Genomic DNA, 20,336 nt, shown 5'->3' on the forward strand with positions numbered 1-20,336 from the left:
AGCCAGCAAGCGCCGCCTTCCGGATCCGCCGGATCCGGACAACCTCCCCATCGACTACCCGGGCTCGGGATGGGATTCCAGCAGGTATCCCTCTACCGTTCCGGGAAACCTTCGGCCGCAGCACTCCACCCGCCGGCAAAGCGCGTGATCATGAGTGAATTCCCGCCGGACCCATCACATCCTGATCCCACCCGCGAGCCAGGGCCCACTCCTGAGCCCGTTCCGTTGCCGGAACCAGGGCCGGCACCCGTGCCGGATCCCACACCCGGGCCTGCCGTGCCTTCGCCACCAAGGCCGGGAGAACCTCCCGCGCCTTTGACGTAGCCCACGCAGGCCGGGCACCCAGGCAGGTTCACTCCACAGACCGGATCCCATATATCCCCCAGTTGGGATCCGAACGAGGGCATGCCGCGCTACAGGGAGCGCGGCATGCCCTTTTCGTATGCCTGGAGGTCTTCCGTCGTCCGCTTTCTCCACCTCATCATCTGTGTTTATGTTGATTTCTATTGACTTACCAACACAAACAAAGATAGAGTCAAGCAATTCCACATCGTTGTGACAGCAGTCACTGATGTGGCTGCAACATAAGCAGCTTGACCGCAATGGAGGGTAAGTGTTCGCCGAAGAACGCCAGCAACTGATCTCCGCACTCGTCGCAGAGCGCGGACGGGTGAGCGTCACTGACCTTGCCGACCGTTTCAGCATCACCACTGAGACAATCCGCCGCGACCTCGCGGCCCTCGAGGTTTCCGGGAACCTGAGGCGCGTTCATGGCGGCGCCGTTCCCTCTGACCTCCTGAGCACACGCGAGGAGAGCATCCTCGAGCGCGCCATCCAGCGGCAGGTGGAAAAACTGCGCATCGCCAACGCAGCACTTGCCCTGATCCCGCAACTCACCACGGGAAGTATCCTGTTGGACGCGGGTTCCACTACGGAAACCCTCGCCGACCTACTGGCCCAGCGCACGCCACCGGCCAACGGAAGTGATGAGCTCGTGGTCATCACGCACGCCATTCCCATCGCCGGCAAGCTCTCCTCCACGCAAGGCATAGCACTCCAAATCCTGGGCGGGCGTGTCCGCGGACTGACGCAGGCCGCCGTCGGGCAGTCAACGGTGGAGGCAGCTCACAAACTTCGCCCGGATATTGCCTTCGTTGGCGCCAACGGCATCCACGCAACTTTCGGGCTCAGCACCCCGGATCCCGAAGAAGCCGCGGTGAAAGCCGCTTTCGTCACGTCAGCCCGCCGCGTGGTGGCCCTGGCCGACTCATCCAAGCTGGACGCCGAAACCCTGGTCCAGTTCGCCACCCTGAAGGATGTTGACACTTTGATTACAGACAGCGAACCGTCCGCGGAACTCACAGCAGCCTTGGCCGACGCCGGGGTCGACGTGGTGATCGCATGATCATCACTTTGACCGCCAACCCCAGCCTGGACCGCACGGTAGAGCTTCCCGGCGCCTTGGCCCGCGGTGAAGTTCAACGTGCGGTGGCCGTCCACCAGGAATCCGGCGGAAAGGGCGTCAACGTCTCACGTGCGCTGGTTGCCTCTGGCCTGGACACCCTGGCAGTCCTTCCGGGCGCCGATTCGGATCCTGTACTTTCAGGGCTGCACGACGGCGGCGTACCGTTCGCGGCGCTGCCCATCGGCCAGGCGTTGCGCAGCAACGTCACGCTCACCGAACCGGACGGTGTCACCACCAAGATCAACGAACCCGGCCCGGAGTTGAGCGGTGAACAGCAGGAAGCCCTGATCGGGCTGCTTCTGGAACGCTCCCGTGGCGCCAGCTGGGTGGTTCTCGCAGGTTCACTCCCACCAGGAGTGCCCGCGGATTTCTACGCCACCATCACTCGTCGACTCCGGTCGAACGCGGACGGAACGGCCGCCCCAAACATCGCCATTGACTCCTCCGGGGCGCCGCTCGCGGCCGCCTTGGTGGGCGATGCCGCAGGAAAGCCGGACCTCCTCAAGCCGAACGCGGAAGAGCTCGCAGAGCTTGCCGCCGCCGCCGGCTTTACCAACGTCTCCACTGCAGACGAACTGGAAGCGGATCCGGCCAAAGCCGCTGAAGCTGCAGCCGCCGTCGTCGCCAGCGGTGTAGGTGCCGTTCTTGCAACACTCGGGTCCAAGGGAGCAGTCCTGGTGACGGCTGAGGGAGCATGGTTCGCCACGCATCCGCCCATCAAAGCCGTCAGCACGGTGGGCGCCGGGGACTCTTCATTGGCCGGCTATTTGTTGGCTGCAACCCAAGGCGGCTCTTCGCAGGACTGCCTTCGTCAAGCCGTGGCACATGGTGCCGCTGCTGCTTCGCTGCCGGGCTCCACTGTCCCGGCAGTCCACCAGACAACCCCCAATGCCGTAACCATCACGGCCCTCCAGAAGGACTCACAGTGACCCAGCTGATCACACCCCAATTGGTCACCCTCGACCAGAACCTGGGCGACTCCCCTGCCGACGTCATCCGCGTCCTGGCTGGCAAAGTTGCAGCCACCGGCCGCGCTTCCGAGGTTGAAGGCCTCTTCGCCGATGCCTACGCCCGCGAGCAAAAGACCGCAACCGGCGTTCCCGGCGGCATCGCTATTCCGCACTGCCGCTCCGCTGCCGTCCAGGAGCCTGCCCTGGCCATGGCGCGCCTGTCCCACAAAGTGGATTTCGGTGCCAAGGACGGCCCCGCTGACCTCATCTTCTTCATCGCAGCCCCGGACGGCGCGGACCAGGAGCACTTGAAGCTGCTCTCCAAGCTGGCCCGTTCGCTGATCAAAAAGGACTTCACGGCGGCCCTGCGTGCGGCAGCCACGGAGCAGGACATTGTGGACCTTGTCGACGGTGCACTGGCCGACAAGCCGGCTGCAGCACCTGCAGGCAGTTTCGCTGCCCCTGCCGAAGCACCCGCTCCCATCGGATCCGGCGCATCGGCTGGACCCAAGCGCATCGTGGCCGTGACCGCTTGCCCCACTGGAATTGCGCACACCTACATGGCTGCCGACTCGTTGGTTGCCGCTGCCAAGGAAATGGGTGTGGACCTTCAGGTCGAAACCCAGGGTTCCTCTGGTGCAAAGCCCCTGGACCCGGCAGTGATCGCAGCAGCTGACGCAGTGATCTTTGCCGTCGACGTGGATGTCCGGGGCAAGGAACGTTTCGCGGGCAAGCCGGTTATCAACGCACCGGTCAAGCGTGGCATTGACGAACCCACCAAGATGGTCCAGGAAGCACTTGCGGCCGCCGACGACCCCCGGGCCCGCCGCGTTCCCCACGCCGGCGCTGAAGAGCAGGCTGAGCGTGCGGAGGAGGAGAAGGGCGAGCACATCGGCCAGAAGCTGAAGCGCGCACTCCTGACCGGCGTCAGCTACATGATTCCTTTCGTAGCCGGTGGCGGCCTGTTGATTGCCTTGGGCTTCCTGCTGGGCGGTTACGACATCACTGAGGTGGCCGACAGGGTGGTGCTGGAGAACAACTTCGGCAACCTGCCTGAAGGTGGGCTTGCCATTTACCTCGGTGCAGTCTTGTTCAAGATTGGGGCCCTGTCCATGGGCTTCCTGGTCCCTGCCTTGGCTGGCTACATCGCCTACGCCATCGCCGACCGCCCAGGTATCGCACCGGGCTTCGTTGCCGGCGCCGTATCAGGGTTCATGGGTGCCGGATTCCTCGGCGGCATCGTAGGCGGTCTCTTGGCCGGCTACGTCGCGCACCTGATCGGGACGTGGCAGGTACCGCGCTGGCTTCGTGGCCTGATGCCTGTTGTCATCATCCCGCTGCTTGCCTCCATCGTCGCCTCGGGCCTGATGTTCCTGGTTCTCGGCGGTCCCATTGCCGGCCTTACCGTAGCTCTGAACAACTGGCTGACCGGCATGAGCGGCGCTTCCGCAGTGGTTCTCGGCATCATCCTCGGCCTCATGATGTGCTTCGACCTTGGCGGCCCCGTCAACAAGGTTGCCTACGCCTTCGCAGTGGCCGGTCTGAGCGCCGGCAGCGCCGACAACCAGGCACCCTGGCTGATCATGGGCACCGTGATGGCTGCGGGTATGGTTCCGCCGCTGGCCATGGCTCTTGCAACAGTCCTGAATAAGAAGCTCTTCAGCCTTGCGGAACGCGAAAACGGCAAGGCCGCCTGGCTGCTGGGCGCATCCTTCATTTCCGAAGGCGCTATCCCCTTTGCCGCAGCAGACCCCCTGCGCGTCATCCCGGCCAGCATGGCGGGTGGCGCCCTGACAGGCGCCCTCTGCATGGCTACCGGGGTCACCTCGCAGGCTCCCCACGGCGGCCTGTTCGTGTTCTTCGCCATCGGTAACCTGCCGATGTTCATCATCGCCATCGTCGCCGGCATGGTGGTCAGCGCCCTGGCCGTTATCGCCCTCAAGCGCTTTGCAGTCAAGAAGCCGGTCGAAACGGAAGCCGTTCCTGCTACTGCCAGCGTCTAGAGCCACCACGGTCTAGACTTCCCACAAAGCAACCCCTCACCACAGCCACCCTTCACAAAGAGGAGTACCAATGCCAGAACGTACAGCCACCATTGCAAGCCGTGTCGGCCTCCACGCCCGCCCGGCAGCGATTTTCGCCGAAGCAGCCGGAGACCTGGATCTCGACGTCACCATCGCACGCCAGGGCGAGCCGGCGGACGACGCCATGGACGCCGCCAGCATTCTGTCCCTGATGAGTCTGGGCGCCTCGCACGGCGACGTTGTGGTGCTGCGTGCCGAAGGTGAAGGTGCAGATGCGGCCCTGGACAGCCTGGTGAAAATCCTCGAAACGGACCACGACGCGTAACAGGGATACGCAAACCCCTCAGCGACACAGATAGAGCCTGCCGACACCCGGATAAGGGTGTCGGCAGGCTCTATCTGTGTCTGTCGCCGTTCAGGAAGGCAGCAACGGCTGCTTCCGTGGGCTTCACTTCCTCCAGTTTGCCCGCTAGGTAGGCCTCGATGATCCTCGGATCGACGTAGGAAGAACGGGCCACGGACGGTGTGTTGCCCAGCAACTCCGAAGCTTCCTTGATGGCCCGCACAATCGCTTGGCGGGGAGTGCCCTTATGGCCTGACTTAATCAGGCAAAGCGCCGCAGCAGCAGTGCCCTTCCACGTTCGGAAATCCTTGGATGTGTAGGCTTCGCCGGCGATACCACGCAAGTACTCATTGATCATGGATGCGTCCACGGACACCCAGGAGCCGTTGGCTTGGTATGCCAACAACCGCTCTTTGCCGGGCCGCTGCGCGAGGGGCTCAAGGAAGGCTGCCAGCCCGGGGTCGTGGATGGATGTGTCCCACAACTGGCCGCTCTTCCCGGGGAACTTCAGGAAGACGTCCTGCCCTTCCACCCTGGCGTGGCGGCATCGAAGCGTGGTGAGCCCGTAAGAGCCGTTCTGCTTCATGTAGACCTCGGAGCCAACGCGAAGCGCACCCAGGTCCACGAGTCGCACTGCAGCAGCGAGGGTCTGTTGCCGGGGGTTGTCTGTGTCCTGCAGGTGGACGGTGACGTTTCGTCGGATTGCCGGCAGGACCAGGCCCAGTTTGGCCGCTCGAAGGAACTTCTCGGTGTCCTTCCGTTCGCGCCACCGAGGATGGTAGATGTACTGGCTGCGCCCTGCGCCATCAACACCGGTGGCCAAAATATGGCCGTGCTCGTAGGGGCTGATCCACACATCGGTCCACGCAGGCGGGATCGCCAGCGCATTAATGCGCTGGCGATCCTCTTTGCTGACCAGGCTCCCGTCGGGATGCCTGTAACTGAACCCTTTTCCTACCTTGCGACGGACGATGCCTGGCTTGGACAGGTCACTGCGCTTAAGCCTGGGCACGGTTCTTCCGCCCTACTCGTGATCAACCGGGCCGGTAACGGCTAGGCCTCGTCCGGATCCGTCACTGCAGCGCCGGCATTCATGATTTCGGCGTTAATCATCCACACCAACTGCTCAAGGCGGGAGATGAACGCGTGAAGCAGGTCCGCCGTCGTGGGGTCTTCCTCGTCCACTTCGTCATGGACGTCGCGCATGGTCTGGACAGCACGCTCCACGCGCTCAGTGACCAGCTTGACCGCGTTCTTGGTGTTTACCAGGCCTGCCGGAAATTCCTCCAGGCGCGTGCCCTTGGCGATGGTTGCGCTGCGCCCGTCGGGCAGGGCATGGAGCGCACGCATACGCTCAGCGGTGTCGTCGGCGAACTGGCGCGTGGCGAGGACCAGCTCGTCCAACTGGAGATGGAGATCGCGGAAGTTCGGTCCCACAATGTTCCAGTGCGCCTGCTTCCCTTGGAGCTGAAGCTCGATGAGGTCGGTCAGGACGATTTGAAGGTTGTCTGCAAGCTGCTGTGACGCTTTCATGTGTTCCTCTCATGGACGTTCATGTGAGCCAAAAACGCGCCGCAGAATGTCTGCGGCCACTGCCCAATCATCAAGTGACGACTGCAATAAGCCTTTCATAAGGATGCTTAGTAGTACAATGAGGAGTGTTACTGTTCACGACCGGCGAACTTCACCACATGGCGAAGGCCGGTACGTGATACACGAAAAGGCACTTTGAGGCCGTGGAACGCCTCCAAGTACCGGCATAACTCAATCGAAGTAAATCGGAATGCATAGTTGGGAATCGGCGATTCATCAAAGATTCCCCCAGAAAGGAACGTGCTGACCATGAATACGCTTCTGATCATTGCTGGTGTAGTAGCAATTGTTCTTCTCTTGGTAGGCGGCTTCACCGAAGCCCTGAGTTGGTTGCTGTGGGTAGGCGTCATCCTCCTCGTCATTGCGGCCATCGGCTGGCTGCTGAGCTTCATGTCGGGTCGCAGGGGACACACGGTTTAACCAGAACCGGACATACCCCACCCGGATTTAGCGGGTAAGCACTAGGCACTTACGGACCGCGAGGGCTGTTCCCACCACTGCAAGTGCGTTGGGAGCAGCCCTCCGGCATCACCCGTCGCCGTCGGCGCCTTCACCGGTCGCCGAAGGTGGCGGGGCCGCATCAGGGTCCCGGGGTGTGGGGAATTCGTCACCAAGGGTGTCAGGGACTCCCTGGGCCGGCCGCTCCGGCGTCTCGCGTTCATCACCCTGGCCAGGCATTTCCTGCTCAGGGGTAGGGGTACCGTAGCCGCCGGGTTCGCTCCCCGGGTCTACGCGGTGTTCGTCCTGGTTCATTGCTTCCTCCTTGGAATTCCGATGAGGCCCCGATAGAAAAGATCGAGGAATGCTGACAGTTCGACCGTAGTCCCGCGCATGGTCGTCGTCCACCAGAACCACAATGGAGGTGCACAGATGGTAGAGCCGGAACAGGCTCCCAGAACCGGTCGCAATGAATCCCTCGAGGAGCGCATGGACCGCAACTGGATGGAACTGATCCAGGAATTGCGGGTACTCCAGACCGGCGTCCAAATTCTGGGCGGGTTCCTCCTAACCCTGCCGTTTCAAGAGCGCTTCGTAGAGCTGGACGACTGGCAACGGAGCCTCTACCTCTTTAACGTGATGGTGGCAGCCCTGACCACCGTCCTCATCGTCCTTCCCGTCAGCGTGCATCGCCGTTTGTTCCGCAGGGGGCTCAAGGCCACACTCGTCTCCACCGCCGACTTCGTGACTAAGTGGGCGCTAGGCGGGGTGGCCCTCCTGATCCTCGGCTCCGCCACCTTGGTATTCGACTTCACCGCCGGCCGGACCGCAGGGATTGTCGCCGCCAGTTTCATCATTCTGGTCCTGCTCCTCCTCGTGGTGGGTACTCCGCTGTGGCTGCACCGCCGCGCCATCCGGAACGGCAACGGCAATGGGGGAAATGCAAGAGAGGTGTAAGCATGCTAAAACCCGCCAAGCACCAGGACACGTCCAGTAAAGACAACAAGCCAGCCCGTCACACTACGAGACAGGCGCCTAGCCAATTCAGAGAAAGGAACGCATCATGCCAGGAAAGAAAAACTCTAGTTTGAAGGACCCCAAACTTTATGAAGAACTCCGCGAGGATGGCGCTTCCAAGGAGAAGGCTGCCCGCGTCTCAAACGCTGCCGCTGCCAAAGGCCGAAAGGAAGTAGGGAGCAAGGGCGGAAAGTCCGGTGACTACGATGACTGGACCATGGACAAGTTAAAGTCACGCGCCAAAGAACTTGGGTTAAAGGGCTACTCGGATAAGAAAAAATCCGAGCTCATCTCCATGCTGCGAAATCATTGACAGCCATGAAAGCAGCGGCCGTAAATCAGGACGGCCGCTGCTTTCACAAACCTCCAATGGGTAAAATCACGACGCCGGTTCACGCCTTTTTCTTGGCCCGCGCCTTTGGTTTGCTGGTAGTTTTGCTGGCGGCAGCGGCGTCGTCGTCCGCTTTTTCCTTGCCGCGTTTCTTGTCCAGGCTGCGCTTGAGGGCTTCCATGAGGTCGATGACGTCCCCGCCCTCGCCTTCGCCTTCCGTCGCACCGAACGTGGCCTCGGTATCCAAGGCTTCGCCCTTTTCCAGTTTGGCCTCAATCAGCGTTCGGAGCTGCGCTTGATAGTCGTCGGTGTATTCATCGGGATCAAAGTCGTGCGCCATGGATTCCACCAAGGCGGAGGACATTTCCAGTTCCTTGTCCGAGATCTTGATGTCGGTCTCCAACGACGGGAACTTGGCCTCGCGGACCTCGTCTCCCCACAGCAGGGCCTGCAGCAACAGAACGTCTCCACGCACCCGCAGAGCCCCCAAACGCGTCTTCTGTCTCAGTGCGTACTGGACGATCGCGATCCTGTCCGTGTCCTCAAGCGTCTGCCGAAGCAACATGTATGCCTTTGGCGATTTGGAGTCCGGTTCCAGGAAATAGCTGCGTTCGTACATGATCGGGTCCAGTTGCTCAGCGGGGATAAACTCCACCACCTCGATTTCGCGGCTATTTTCTTCCGGCAACGACTTCAATTCGGCCGACGTCAGGACCACCGTGCGGCCTTCCTCTTCGTAGGCCTTGTCGATATCCTCGTACGCCACAACTTCGCCGCAAATTTCGCATTTCCGCTGGTACCGAATGCGCCCGCCGTCCTTATTGTGGACTTGGTGCAGGCCTATATCGTGATCCTCCGTGGCACTGTAGAGCTTCACTGGTACGTTGACCAGACCGAACGCGATAGATCCCTTCCATATGGCCCTCATGCACCCAGTCAACAGCACAACCCAGCGGAGGAGAAGAGGTGGCAGGCAAGCAACAGGAGCGGGTGAACGTGGAAGGCCACGAGCTCACCCTCACCAACCTGGGCAAAATCATCTACCCCGAAACCGGCACCACCAAGGCAGAAGTGCTGGAGTACTACGCCGCCGTGGCACCTTTCCTGATTCCGGCCGCTGCCAACCGCCCCGTCACCCGTAAGCGCTGGGTCAACGGCGTGGGCACGGCCGAGCACCCCGGCCAGGTGTTCTTCCAGAAGAACCTCGAGGACTCCGCGCCGAAGTGGATTCCCCGTGCCGCCATCCAGCATACGGACCACACCAACGTGTATCCCATGGTCAACAACCTGGCGACGCTCACGTGGATGGCCCAGATCGCCTCCTTGGAAATCCACGTTCCGCAGTGGCAGGTGGACCCTTCAGGGAAGCCGCTCCGGCCCGACCGCTTCGTCCTGGACCTCGATCCCGGCCCTGGCGCGGGACTGCCCGAGTGCGTTGAAGTTGCCAAGCTGGCCCGTTCCATCCTGCAGGACATGGGCATGGATCCTGTGCCTGTCACCAGCGGCAGCAAGGGCATTCACCTCTACACCGGTCTCGACGGGACCCTGAAGTCCGAGCAAGTTTCCGCCTTCGCCAAAGAGCTCGCCCGCGCCCTGGAATCGGACCACCCGGAACTGGTGGTCAGCGACATGAAGAAGTCCCTCCGCCACGGCAAAGTGCTGGTGGACTGGAGCCAGAACAGCGGGAACAAGACCACCATCGTCCCCTATTCGCTGCGAGGAAAGGCCCACCCCACAGTCGCCGCGCCCCGCACTTGGCGGGAGCTCTCCTCCCCTTCGCTGGACCACCTCGACTACTTGGCCGTCATGAAGCGCGTTGCTACCGGGAAGGACCACTTTGCGTCCATCTCCGACCGGCACCTGCCGCCCCACGGGGAAGATGAGAATGACGACGACGACGCTGCTGCCGGAGGCAGTTCAGGCACCGCCGGTTCCGCCCGCGGTTCGGTCCGGGCCCGTGAGCGTGTGGTGACGGTCGAGAACCGTCTCGCCAAATACGTCGGGATGCGCGATCCGGGAAAAACCCCGGAGCCGTTTCCGTCGTCGTCGGCTGCTTCTGCCTCGCCCCGAACCGGAGGCTCCTCTTCCGATCAACCTAAGCCCGGCGATCCCCCACCGCCAGGCGGCATCTTCGTCATCCAGGAGCACCATGCCCGCCGCTACCACTTGGACCTGCGTTTGGAGCACAACGGCGTCCTGGCGTCATGGGCGCTGCCGCGTGGCGTCCCGGAAACTCCTGACCGCAACAACCTTGCCGTGCATACCGAGGACCACCCCATGGAATACGCGAACTTTGCTGGCGTGATTCCCAAGGGTGAGTACGGGGCAGGGACTATGACCATTTGGGACCGCGGTGAGTACACGTGCGAGAAGTGGCGCGACGGCAAGGAAGTAATCGCGACCCTTACAGGCGAGCCAGGTGGTGGTCTTGGTGGCACCAAACGTTTCGCGCTCATCAATACGGGTCAGAACTGGCTCATCCATCTCATGAAACAGCAGCCGGGGGGTCGCAAGGTCGGGAAAACTACGGCTAAATCTGTTGCGCCCGATCCCGCCAAACCCGCGGCTCCCCAAGCCATGCCGAACTACACCCCCATGCTCGCCACCTCAGGGACCACTGCCGATCTCCGCGGCGATGACTGGCTGTATGAACTCAAGTGGGACGGAATCCGGGCGATCATCACCGGCACCGACGGCAAGATCCGACTCATGAGCCGCAACGGAAACGATCTCACCGCCGCCTACCCCGAACTTACGGACCGTGCGTGCTGGCCCGACGGCGACTTCGTGGCTGATGGCGAAATTGTGGCGCTCGGCAAAGGATCGCGGCCTGACTTCGGGCGACTGCAGCTCCGGATGAACCTGGTCAAAGCTGCGGACATCGAACGAGCCCGAACAACGGTTCCGGTGCAGCTCATGCTGTTCGACCTTCTTTACGACGACGGCACAGACCTGAGCGGACTGCCTTTCCGAGAGCGTCGTGAGAGGCTTTCCGGGTTTGCGGAGCGCTTACCCAAAGGCTGTCCGCTGCATCTTTCAGCAGTTTTGGATCACGACGTAGAAGATCTCATGAACAGCGCCGCCGAACTTGGCTTGGAAGGTGTCATGGCCAAGAAGGCCGACAGCCGCTACGTGCTCGGCCGCCGCAGCAGGTCCTGGATCAAGCTCAAGCTGGAGCAAAGCCAGGAAGTGGTGGTAGGCGGTTGGCGTCCCGGTGCGGGTGCAAGGAGCGGGACCTTCGGAGCTTTGCTGCTGGGCATCCCCGACGGCGACAAGCTGCACTACGTGGGCCGGGTGGGCACCGGGTTCAAGGACTGGCAGCTTCGGGACGTCATGGAGAAACTGAAACCCTTGCTGGTGAATGACTCCCCCTTCGCGGACATTCCCCGAGAGGATGCTGCGGGCGCCAAGTGGGTGAGCCCTGATCTGGTGGCCGAGGTAACTTTCGGTGAATGGACGGGCCCGGGCCGGCTACGGCACCCGGTGTGGCGTGGCTGGCGTCCGGACAAGTCACCTGGCGACGTAGGCCAGCCCAACTAGGTAGCAGTTCAGGTCGTTCTCAGTGCTCAGAACGGCCTGAACTGCTACCTAGTTGGGCTGGCGACGCAGGGTTGGTTCGGGTTGGTTCAGTTGGTCGGCGTGTTCGCTAGGACGAGTGCGGCATTTGCGGGCGGCTGGTCCTATGGATCGCCGTCACAGCTGCACCTTGGCCCATACGGCCGTGGGCTTGGTCGCGTTCCTTCGGGTGGCGACGTTTGCCGTTTCCGTCCGGCCACTGCTTGCTCTGGTCAGCACCCAGTGCGACGGCGACGGTTGTCGGCTCGGGCATCGGCGCCATGCCCATGGACTCCACCAAGTGGCTAGCAACCTCAGGATTGATGCGTTCGGACTCGTGATTCGCAGTCATGGTTCTTCCTTTCCAGTGCCTGTATTTCCAGTGTGCCTGTATTTCCGGTGTGCCTGTCCGCTGGTTTTACCAGCGAACCTTCTTCTCGGTCTTGGCTTGCTTGCCGCTGGCGGAGGTGGGCTTGTGCCCCTTGCCGGTGCTTTGCCAACCGGCTGGCGCACCACCCCCGGATTTGCTGGCCAGCATGGCCTTCTGGGCGTCGGTCAGTTTGGACTTAATACCGCCGGAAGCCGGGGTCTTCTTGTTTTCGGAAGGGTTGGCAGTCATTCGTGGACTCCTAAAAGTGTGAGTCCTGAAGAGACACGCATCCCTGTCGTTGCGGTTCGGGAAAGGGCATCGAGAACGGGAACGGCATGGAGGCAGGGCCTCAACAGGCGTGGATTTTTGTCAGCTGAAACGCGGTAGCGTGCTTATGGAGAAGCAGGCGCCGGTCTACTCAAAAATCAGTGTTCCCATGCCTCATACCCTAACCAAGTCCCGGCAGATTTGTGAACCCCTCAGCTGCAGCTTCTTCATGCTCCACAGGAATTCTTCCTCGGTAAGCATGGCAAACGTGACCGGCAGAGCATCCATCGCCACCACACTGCGTGCCGCGGCGTCGCACGGGCAACCCGTGAAACCGTCAGCTTCCGGGCCAGAATCCGGCCCGATAAGTGGGCTCTGCCAAACAATTTGGTAACAACGTGCTCCGGAAGGCAAGAACGAGCCAGGATCCGCATGATTGCAGGGCAAGAGCGGGTAATGAGATGCAACACAGCTAGGCAATTTGCACCCCCAGATGGCCCAAAAATCGGATCTCAACTCGGGTTTTGGGTCAAAAACCCGTAAAATTGAAACCCTGCCCAGAGCGGGGCAGCAGAAGTCGCAAGCAAATGACCTCCCTAGGAGAAGCCCAAATGCCCACAGACCAAAGCAACACCGTCTCTCCGGATGGCGCAAGGAACGCCACCGGGAACCAGGTATTGGCAGACCACACCCCGGTCGCCACAAACGCAGCAAGTTCAACAGGTACAGCAAAGAAAACGAAGCTTCGCCCGAAGCGCCGGCTGAAAGAATCCGACGTCAACGTGGTGAACAAGCCGATGCTGCGCAAAGCACTAGGCGGCACGATCGTCGGCAACACCATGGAATGGTACGACGTCGGCGTGTTCGGCTACCTCATCACCACCATGGGCCCTGTTTTCCTGCCGGAAGCAGACAAGTCCGTCCAGACACTCTTCCTTCTGGGCACCTTCGCCGCAACCTTCATCGCGCGCCCCCTCGGCGGCGTCGTGTTCGGTTGGCTTGGCGACAAGGTCGGCCGCCAGAAGGTGCTCGCAGCAACACTGATGCTCATGGCGGCAAGTACGTTCGCCGTCGGCCTCCTTCCCGGCTACGCCCAGATCGGCATCTGGGCCGCCGCGTTGCTGGTGATCCTGAAGCTCGTCCAGGGCTTCTCCACCGGCGGCGAGTACGCCGGTGCCACCACCTTCGTCAGCGAGTACGCTCCGGACAAGCGCCGCGGCTACTTTGCCAGCTTCCTTGATATGGGCAGCTACATCGGCTTCGCCCTCGGTGCCGCTTTGGTTTCGGTCCTGCAGCTTACGCTCGGACAGGCAGCCATGGAGGAATGGGGCTGGAGGATTCCGTTCCTGATCGCTGGTCCGCTGGGCCTCATCGCCGTGTACTTCCGTAGCAAGATCGAGGAATCACCCCAGTTCCAGGCAACCCTGGACGCCCAGGAAGCCTCCGCCAAGGACGCCGCATCGCAGGACGCTGCCGTTGCCAAGGGCCCCATTGGCATCATTAAGGCATACTGGCGCCAGATCGTGCTGGCCATGATCCTCGCAGCCGCAGCCAATACAGTTGGTTACGCCCTGACGTCGTACATGCCCACGTATCTTACGGATTCCAAGGGTTACGACCCCGTCCACGGCACGTTGCTGACCATCCCGGTCCTGGTGATCATGGCTGTTTGCATTCCACTGACCGGTAAGCTCTCCGACCGCATCGGCCGCCGCCCCGTGCTGTGGATCGGCGCAGGCAGCACCATCGTCTTCGCCATTCCGGCCTTTCTGCTGATCGGCATTGGGGATATCTGGTCCACGCTGGCTGGTCTCGCCCTGGTCGCCTTCCCGGTGACGTTCTACGTCGCCAACCTGGCGTCGGCCCTTCCGGCGCTGTTCCCCACGTCCAGCCGTTATGGCGGAATGGGCATCGCTTACAACTTCTCGGTAGCGATCTTCGGCGGAACCACACCGTTCATCGTCCAGGGCCTGATCGAAGGCACGGGCGACGACATGATGCCTGCGTACTACCTGATGGCCACGTCCATCATCGGTGCGATCGCCATCTACTTCCTTCGTGAATCCGCGCAGCGCCCCCTGCCCGGCTCCATGCCCAGCGTGGACACCCAGGCCGAGGCACGTGAGCTCGTAGCAACGCAGGACACCAACCCGCTCATCAGCCTGGACGAGATGCCGTTCGACGGCCAACCCCTTGATGATGCCGTGTTTGGCAAAGGCAGCAAGGACCTGACTCCCGCTTAGGAACTCAGTGCCTGCAACTTCTGCGCAGCGATTCAGATAGTTCGCGGCAGCAAGCCGCCCACCGTAGCCACCAGCCCCAAGGCGCTCTCCTTGAGGTTGGTGGCTACGGCTGTTAAATAGCGTTCGACGGCGGTGCTCACCTCAAGCCGGCAGCAAACCCCTGACTGCCTCGCCAATGATCCGCGCACCTTCCGGGAAGCCGCCCGGATTGGGGCCGGCGTAGTTGAGCCGGATGTACGGTCCTTCCGGTTCCGCGGGGAACCACTCGGTGCCTGCGGCAATGAGCACCCCGGCCGCTTCGCAATCCTTGGTGAGCTGTTCGACGTCGAACCCGTCCGGCATCCGCAGCCACAAGTTCAAACCGCCTTTTGGCAGGTGGCTGAGATGTGCCTGCGGAACATGCTCGCGGAGGCTGGTGACCAGCAAGTCGCGCCGCGACTGCAGCTGGTGGCTGAGGCCGCGAAGGTGCGTGTGCCACCCTGGCTGCGTGACGACGTCGAGCGCTGCTGCTTGAAGCAGACCGCTGACGTACATCGACTCGGCGGCCTGCGCCCCCATGATGCGTTCGCGTGCCGGACCTCGCGCTATGACGGCGGCGATACGGATGGACGGCGAGACGCTCTTGGTCAGCGAGCGAATGTAGACCGCATGCCCGGAATCGTCTTTGGCGGCGAGGGGGACCGACGGCGCGGTGATGCCGAAGTCGTGCGCCCAGTCGTCCTCCACCAGGAAGGCCCCGCGCCGCTGGATTATCCGGAGCACCTCTTCCCCCCGATCGGCCGACCACTGCGCTCCCGTGGGGTTGGCGAAGTTCGGCTGCGCGTAGAACAGTCGGGCGCCCGATTCCTCGAAGGCCCGGTCCAGTTCATCAGGGTCGGGACCGTCCGGACCGCTCGGGACAGGAATGACATTGACGCCCGCTTGGCCCGCCGCCAGCAGCGCACCCCAGTAGCTGGGCGACTCTACAAGCAGCGGCTGGCCGTGTCCCACGAGACCGCGGAAAATCGAGCTGAGTCCGCTCTGGCTTCCCGGAAGTACGACGACGTCGCTCGGCTGGGGTGGGGTGACGCCCACCGGCGTTGAGGTACTGAGTTCCTGCGCGAACCAGGTCTGGAGTTCAGGAAGTCCCTGCGCTGGCGGCCGGGACAGGGCAGCGTCTCCCCTTGCGGCACGTGTGAGGGCGGCGCGGACGAGTCTTTCGGGGAGGAGTTCGCGGTCCGGGTAGCCGGAATGGAACGCGATAACGTCGTTGGTAGCGCTCCGCATGGCGGCAGAGTTCAGGGGTCGCGCGGCTTGGGCTGCCCGCAATGCTGCTGTTTGCCAGCCGTAGTCGGAGGGCCTGGCGGTGCGGTAGGCCCTGACGAAAGTTCCAACGCCGGGGCGGCTCTCAATCAGGCCCTGGGCCGTGAGTGTCCTGAGGGCCTTCTGAACCGTGACGGGGCTGGCTTGGTACTCAGCAACGAGTTGGCGCGTCGATGGCAGCTTGGCTCCCGGCGCAGCCCCTGCGATCCATTCTTTTACTCGCGAGACGATTCGGGAACTGCTATCGTTGTTCATGAGTCCTAATAGTAGCGCTACTACACTTTTGCGGCCAGTGGTATCCACGCGGACATCAACAGGTGTTTGGTGGGGCCTCCTTGGCGTCGTCACTTTCTCCTTCACCGTTCCACTGACACGGGTGGCTGTGGAGGGAATGTCTCCCCTGTTTATCGGTGCCGGCCGCGCCGTTGTTGCCGCCATCCTCGCAGCGCTTGCTTTGGCGCTGGCTCGGCAGCCCCGTCCCCGTGGCGTCCAATGGGTGCGGCTGGCTGTAGTAGCCGGAGGAATCGTGGCTGGATTCCCCCTGCTGACAACGTTCGCGTTGACCAGTACTTCCGCCAGCCATGGAGCTGTGGTGATCGCGTTACTGCCCGCAGCCACAGCGACGGTAGCGGTAATCAGGGGACGGGAACATCCTCGTCCCTTGTTCTGGGTACTGACAGTGGTGGGCGTGATTGCCGCCGTGGTGTTCGCTCTGGTTCAGTCCGGTGGATTTGGTGCGCTGCACTGGGCGGACCTTCTGCTGTTGGGAGCCGTGGTGGCTGCTGCCATCGGCTATGCAGAGGGCGGGTTGCTGGCCCGGGAACTCGGCGCATGGCAGACCATTTCCTGGGCTCTAGTGGTGGCTGCACCCGTGATGATCCTACTGACGGTGGTATCGCTGGGGTCCGGCGCACCTTCCGCCACTCCCGTCCAGTGGTTGTCCTTCGCGTATCTGGGGGTGGTGAGCATGTTCCTCGGCTTCTTCGCCTGGTACCGGGGCCTGGCCATCGGACCCATGGCGCAGGTCAGCCAGATCCAACTTGTCCAACCGGTCATGAGCATCGCCTGGGCCGGGCTCTTGTTAGGTGAGTCAATGACGTGGACCACCGTGGTGGGCGGCCTCGCGGTGATACTCTGCGCCGGTGCCGCCGTTCGCGTCAGGCTCAGGAAGTAGGAACCCATGTACACACCAGCTCATTTTGCAGCCTCCGATGAGGCCATCGCCTCCCTGCTTCATCATGCCGGAGCAGGCAACCTGGTCACTATGACGGACGGCGGCCTACTCGCAACTCTGCTGCCGTTCGTCTTTGAACCCACACTTGGTGAACACGGCGCCCTTCACGCGCACATGGCCCGCAACAACACGCAGTGGTCCTCTGCCTCCGAGGGGGAAGCCCTCATGATCGTGCAGGGTAACGATGCCTACATCTCGCCCTCTTGGTACGCATCCAAAGCCGAACACGGCCGGGTAGTGCCCACCTGGAACTACTCCACGGCACATGTTTACGGTGAATTAGTGGTCCACGACGACGTCGAGTGGCTGGGCAGGCACGTGCGGCATCTCTCCGACCACCATGAGGGCGGAATGCCCCGACCTTGGACGGTGGACGAAGCACCCGAGCGGTTCATTGCCGGGCAGTTGCGGGCGATTGTCGGCGTCGAGCTTGTCATCAGCAGGGTTGAAGCGAAAACCAAACTCAGCCAGAACCGCAATCCAGCTGATGTAGACGGAGTCATCGCGGGACTTCGTGCCCGTGGCGACTCGGCGAGCGCAGCCGATGTGGAACGGGCAAGGACCTCGTAGAATCGGCGCATGCGCGAGGTTCCGGTGGGATCGATCCACCATCTTGAGATCTGGGTGCCGTTCCTTGAACGGGCGAGGGAAGAGTGGGGCTGGCTCCTGGGGGAGCTAGGTTATGAGCCGTTTCAGGAGTGGCCCACGGGTTGCAGCTGGAAGCTTGACGGCATGTACGTGGTGGTGGAGCAGACTGATGCAACCACCGCTACAACCCACCGACGCACAGATCCCGGGGTCAATCACATCGCCTTCCACGCCGGGACCCGGGAGAACGTGGACAGGATCCGGGCACTAGGTGCGGACGCGGGCTGGTACGAGATGTTCGAGTCGAAGTACCCGCACGCCGGCGGCCCGGACCACTACGCGGCATACCTGCTCAACACGGACAGCTATGAGGTCGAGTTGGTGGCCGGTTAACCCGACCGACTGAGTTACCTGGGCGGGACCACAGGACGCCACATGGCTACGCGGGGCCAGCGGGTCAGTCCCAGCTCGGCCTCGTGTTCCATGAGGCGGGTCAGCTCCGGACCCCAGCTGCCGGCGTCGAGCACTTCGAACCCGAGGCGGCGATAGTACGGGGCGTTCCACGGCACGTCCCGGAACGTGCTCAGGGTCTGGCGCTGCATCCCGTGTCCTCGCGCCCACACGCGTGCGGCATGCAGCAGTTCCCGGCCCAAACCTTGGTGTGCTTGATCCGGGTGGACGCTGACCTGTTCCACATGTCCATTGCCGTCAACGATGTCCGTCAACAGGTACGCAACCGGGTAGTCGAGCCCGTCGACGGAAACCCAAGCGCGCCCGGCCGTGGCATAGCTGTTCAGCTCGTCGGTGGAAAGGGGCTCGTCGTCCGCGATGGAATCCATTCCCAAAGCCCGGAAAGCCTCGCCCGCGGCACGCTCGATGTCCTGCAGAATCAGCAGGTCGTCCGCGTGCGCGAGCCTGATCATTGCCGGGAGTCCAGGACGGGAGGGGCTGGTGCCGCCAGGAACGCGTTGCGCTTCTCAATCAGGTTCTGCAGGTATCGGGCCAGTATCAGCTTCTCCACCAGCCTCCCCAGCGGACCGAACGGCGCAGCGAATTCCACCGTATCCACCATGAGTGTCCCGCTGCCGTCCGGCCGGAACTCGTGCGTGTGGCGGAGGTACTTGAAAGGACCCTTCACCTGTTCATCAGAGAACGACGACGGCGCCTCCATCCGCGTTATGCGACTGGTCATGCGGAACCGGACTCCGAGGTGCCATGCCTGCCAGGTAACAGTCTCACCTTCCGAGATCAGGCCCGTGGTGACGCCGCCGATGGCCTTCTCGCGGCTCTCCGTCATCGACCCAACGTGGGCGTCGATGTTCCGGGAAAGATCAAACAACTCCTGCGGTGACAGGCTGGAGCGGGTGCGGCAGACGAAAGCGACGGGCATACCTCGATCTTCCCAGAACTTCCTCCGTCCGCGCGCCCAAGTCCGCTACGGGTTGTGACCGGGCTAATGGCGGCCCGGGCAGCGATAGTGCTAATTTCCAAAGACAAGCCCCGACCGATTGGTGGTGTTCCCCCGTGCCCGCACTCATGTCGCATGCCCGTGAACTCCACCGGATGGGTCCTGCCAACAACGACCACCTCTCGGCCGTTCGGGTGGCCCTGAGCGTTGCAGTACCAGGGCTGTTCCTTATTCTCATCGGCCGCCCGGACCTTATGATGTACGCCGTGTTCGGTGCACTCACCGGCATGTACGGCCGCAACGAAACGCATCGGCTCAGGCTCAAACACCAAGCCCAGGCTGCCCTGTTCCTGGTTGGGGGGCTCACCATCGGCGTGTTCCTCTCCGTCCACCACATCCACTCCTGGTGGTTGGTACTTGTGGCAACCCTTTTTGCCGGCGCCGGATCCCTTTATGCGGACGGCGTTCGCCTCAGGCCCATAGGCCCGTTCTTCGGGATCCTCGCGCTGGGTGCCTGCGCCTCCGTGCCAACCAATGTGCCATTCACGACGGCGGTACTCATCGGCGCCGCGTCCGCCGCGTTTTCCTTGGTGGTTGGTTTCAGCGGCTGGTTTTGGCGGCGCACGTGGGCGGCGGGTGCAGGCCGGGACGTTCCGGTCCTTCGCGGGCCGCACCCTCGGGCTGCCTTGGACCGGGCTGTTCTAGTTCACGCTGCACGCTATTCCCTCGCAGTCGCTGCAGCCGGGGTAATAGGAGTGCTGAGCGGCAGCGGCCATCCCCACTGGGCCATGGCTGCCGCGGCCGTGCCCCTCGCGGGCGCCGACCTCCCAAGTCGCGTCCACCGGGGTATCCACCGCATCGTGGGGACGTTCCTCGGCTTGGGGATAGTCGCCGTCGTACTTTTCCCCAGTCCGCTATCGCCGCTTCAGTATTTCCCCGGTCAAACCGCGGAGGTGCTCGCTGTGCTGGTGATTCTGTGCCAGTTCCCCACCGAGCTGTTCATGGCACGGCATTACGGGTGGGCCATGGTGTTCTTCACGCCGGTGATCCTGTTGATCGCGCAACTCGCCGCGCCCATGGATCCAGGGGTGCTGGTCATGGAGCGTGCCATTGAGACGTTCTTGGGAGCCGTGGTGGGGATCGCAGTGGCGGTGCTGGTGCGGGCCCCGAGGGGCCGGGTCGTTACGTAACCGGGTCAGTCCGTAAAG

General features: G+C 62.5%; 22 protein-coding genes. 13 read left to right on the forward strand and 9 right to left on the reverse strand.

Features of this window, described 5'->3' with window-relative positions; genetic code table 11:
* The first annotated feature begins 613 nt into the window (after positions 1-613).
* The 4 genes from RIF72_RS05600 to RIF72_RS05615 all read left to right on the forward strand — a co-directional run bounded on the left by RIF72_RS05600 (position 614) and on the right by RIF72_RS05615 (position 4,764).
* Positions 614-1,405: a DeoR/GlpR family DNA-binding transcription regulator gene (locus tag RIF72_RS05600; protein ID WP_309073869.1), complete on the forward strand. Its 792-nt coding sequence runs from the start codon at positions 614-616 to the stop codon at positions 1,403-1,405.
* Positions 1,402-2,394, forward strand: coding sequence for a hexose kinase (locus RIF72_RS05605; RefSeq protein ID WP_309073870.1), 993 nt, complete (start codon positions 1,402-1,404; stop codon positions 2,392-2,394). The genes RIF72_RS05600 and RIF72_RS05605 overlap by 4 nt, the downstream gene beginning before the upstream one ends.
* Positions 2,391-4,418 carry a fructose-specific PTS transporter subunit EIIC gene (locus RIF72_RS05610; protein WP_309073871.1) on the forward strand — a complete coding sequence of 676 codons (2,028 nt, stop codon included), beginning with the start codon at positions 2,391-2,393 and terminating at the stop codon, positions 4,416-4,418. The genes RIF72_RS05605 and RIF72_RS05610 overlap by 4 nt, the downstream gene beginning before the upstream one ends.
* A gap of 70 nt (positions 4,419-4,488) precedes the next feature.
* Entirely contained in the window at positions 4,489-4,764 is a 276-nt protein-coding gene (locus RIF72_RS05615; protein ID WP_054809227.1) for an HPr family phosphocarrier protein, read from the forward strand.
* 70 nt (positions 4,765-4,834) lie between these two features.
* Here the strand turns inward: RIF72_RS05615 and RIF72_RS05620 are convergent, their stop codons facing one another.
* Both RIF72_RS05620 and RIF72_RS05625 read right to left on the reverse strand, forming a co-directional pair.
* Positions 4,835-5,794: a DNA topoisomerase IB gene (locus RIF72_RS05620; protein ID WP_309073872.1), complete on the reverse strand. Its 960-nt coding sequence runs from the start codon at positions 5,792-5,794 to the stop codon at positions 4,835-4,837.
* Between the two features lie 41 nt (positions 5,795-5,835).
* Positions 5,836-6,315, reverse strand: coding sequence for a Dps family protein (locus tag RIF72_RS05625; RefSeq protein WP_017197103.1), 480 nt, complete (start codon positions 6,313-6,315; stop codon positions 5,836-5,838).
* A gap of 309 nt (positions 6,316-6,624) precedes the next feature.
* On the opposite strand from RIF72_RS05625, the gene RIF72_RS05630 reads away from it, so the two are divergent.
* Positions 6,625-6,795 carry a hypothetical protein gene (locus RIF72_RS05630; RefSeq protein WP_017197102.1) on the forward strand — a complete coding sequence of 57 codons (171 nt, stop codon included), beginning with the start codon at positions 6,625-6,627 and terminating at the stop codon, positions 6,793-6,795.
* Between the two features lie 108 nt (positions 6,796-6,903).
* Here RIF72_RS05630 and RIF72_RS05635 read toward each other — a convergent pair whose 3' ends face one another.
* Complete coding sequence (locus tag RIF72_RS05635) at positions 6,904-7,128, reverse strand: hypothetical protein (protein ID WP_309073873.1); 225 nt, start codon at positions 7,126-7,128, stop codon at positions 6,904-6,906.
* A 117-nt stretch (positions 7,129-7,245) separates the two neighbouring features.
* Between RIF72_RS05635 and RIF72_RS05640 the strand changes: the two genes are divergently transcribed.
* Together RIF72_RS05640 and RIF72_RS05645 are read left to right on the forward strand one after the other, a co-directional pair.
* Positions 7,246-7,770, forward strand: coding sequence for a DUF6328 family protein (locus RIF72_RS05640; RefSeq protein WP_309073874.1), 525 nt, complete (start codon positions 7,246-7,248; stop codon positions 7,768-7,770).
* Positions 7,771-7,876: 106 nt separating this feature from the next.
* Positions 7,877-8,143, forward strand: a complete 267-nt coding sequence (locus tag RIF72_RS05645; RefSeq protein ID WP_309073875.1) for a Rho termination factor N-terminal domain-containing protein — start codon at positions 7,877-7,879, stop codon at positions 8,141-8,143.
* A gap of 79 nt (positions 8,144-8,222) precedes the next feature.
* Here RIF72_RS05645 and RIF72_RS05650 read toward each other — a convergent pair whose 3' ends face one another.
* On the reverse strand, positions 8,223-9,089 hold the full coding sequence (locus tag RIF72_RS05650) for a Ku protein (RefSeq protein ID WP_309073876.1): 867 nt from the start codon (positions 9,087-9,089) through the stop codon (positions 8,223-8,225).
* A gap of 38 nt (positions 9,090-9,127) precedes the next feature.
* Here RIF72_RS05650 and RIF72_RS05655 point away from each other — a divergent pair, with 38 nt between their 5' ends.
* Entirely contained in the window at positions 9,128-11,701 is a 2,574-nt protein-coding gene (locus tag RIF72_RS05655) for an ATP-dependent DNA ligase (protein ID WP_309073877.1), read from the forward strand.
* Positions 11,702-11,807: 106 nt separating this feature from the next.
* Here RIF72_RS05655 and RIF72_RS05660 read toward each other — a convergent pair whose 3' ends face one another.
* Both RIF72_RS05660 and RIF72_RS05665 read right to left on the reverse strand, forming a co-directional pair.
* Complete coding sequence (locus RIF72_RS05660) at positions 11,808-12,068, reverse strand: hypothetical protein (RefSeq protein ID WP_309073878.1); 261 nt, start codon at positions 12,066-12,068, stop codon at positions 11,808-11,810.
* 66 nt (positions 12,069-12,134) lie between these two features.
* Complete coding sequence (locus RIF72_RS05665; protein ID WP_043469623.1) at positions 12,135-12,335, reverse strand: hypothetical protein; 201 nt, start codon at positions 12,333-12,335, stop codon at positions 12,135-12,137.
* 629 nt (positions 12,336-12,964) lie between these two features.
* On the opposite strand from RIF72_RS05665, the gene RIF72_RS05670 reads away from it, so the two are divergent.
* The gene (locus RIF72_RS05670; RefSeq protein ID WP_309073879.1) at positions 12,965-14,596 is read left to right on the forward strand and encodes an MFS transporter; all 1,632 of its coding nucleotides are present in this window, start codon (positions 12,965-12,967) and stop codon (positions 14,594-14,596) included.
* A gap of 141 nt (positions 14,597-14,737) precedes the next feature.
* Here the strand turns inward: RIF72_RS05670 and RIF72_RS05675 are convergent, their stop codons facing one another.
* Positions 14,738-16,153 carry a PLP-dependent aminotransferase family protein gene (locus RIF72_RS05675; protein ID WP_309073880.1) on the reverse strand — a complete coding sequence of 472 codons (1,416 nt, stop codon included), beginning with the start codon at positions 16,151-16,153 and terminating at the stop codon, positions 14,738-14,740.
* On the opposite strand from RIF72_RS05675, the gene RIF72_RS05680 reads away from it, so the two are divergent.
* The 3 genes from RIF72_RS05680 to RIF72_RS05690 are packed head-to-tail and all read left to right on the forward strand — an operon-like array spanning position 16,152 to position 18,113.
* Positions 16,152-17,072 (forward strand): DMT family transporter, encoded by a 921-nt coding sequence (locus tag RIF72_RS05680; RefSeq protein WP_309073881.1) that lies wholly within the window; start codon positions 16,152-16,154, stop codon positions 17,070-17,072. The two genes, RIF72_RS05675 and RIF72_RS05680, sit on opposite strands and share 2 nt — an antisense overlap.
* 6 nt (positions 17,073-17,078) lie before the next feature.
* A complete protein-coding gene (locus RIF72_RS05685; RefSeq protein WP_309073882.1) occupies positions 17,079-17,702 on the forward strand; it encodes an FMN-binding negative transcriptional regulator in 624 nt (207 codons plus the stop codon).
* Positions 17,703-17,711: 9 nt separating this feature from the next.
* The gene (locus RIF72_RS05690; RefSeq protein ID WP_309073883.1) at positions 17,712-18,113 is read left to right on the forward strand and encodes a VOC family protein; all 402 of its coding nucleotides are present in this window, start codon (positions 17,712-17,714) and stop codon (positions 18,111-18,113) included.
* Positions 18,114-18,127: 14 nt separating this feature from the next.
* On the opposite strand, the gene RIF72_RS05695 is transcribed toward RIF72_RS05690, so the two are convergent.
* Both RIF72_RS05695 and RIF72_RS05700 read right to left on the reverse strand, forming a co-directional pair.
* Complete coding sequence (locus tag RIF72_RS05695; RefSeq protein ID WP_309073884.1) at positions 18,128-18,643, reverse strand: GNAT family N-acetyltransferase; 516 nt, start codon at positions 18,641-18,643, stop codon at positions 18,128-18,130.
* Positions 18,640-19,110, reverse strand: a complete 471-nt coding sequence (locus RIF72_RS05700; RefSeq protein ID WP_309073885.1) for an SRPBCC family protein — start codon at positions 19,108-19,110, stop codon at positions 18,640-18,642. The genes RIF72_RS05695 and RIF72_RS05700 overlap by 4 nt, the downstream gene beginning before the upstream one ends.
* Positions 19,111-19,244: 134 nt before the next feature.
* On the opposite strand from RIF72_RS05700, the gene RIF72_RS05705 reads away from it, so the two are divergent.
* A complete protein-coding gene (locus RIF72_RS05705) occupies positions 19,245-20,318 on the forward strand; it encodes an FUSC family protein (RefSeq protein ID WP_309073886.1) in 1,074 nt (357 codons plus the stop codon).
* Positions 20,319-20,336 lie beyond the last annotated feature (18 nt).

The sequence above is a fragment of the Paenarthrobacter sp. genome (assembly GCF_031180005.1).
GTDB lineage: Bacteria > Actinomycetota > Actinomycetes > Actinomycetales > Micrococcaceae > Arthrobacter.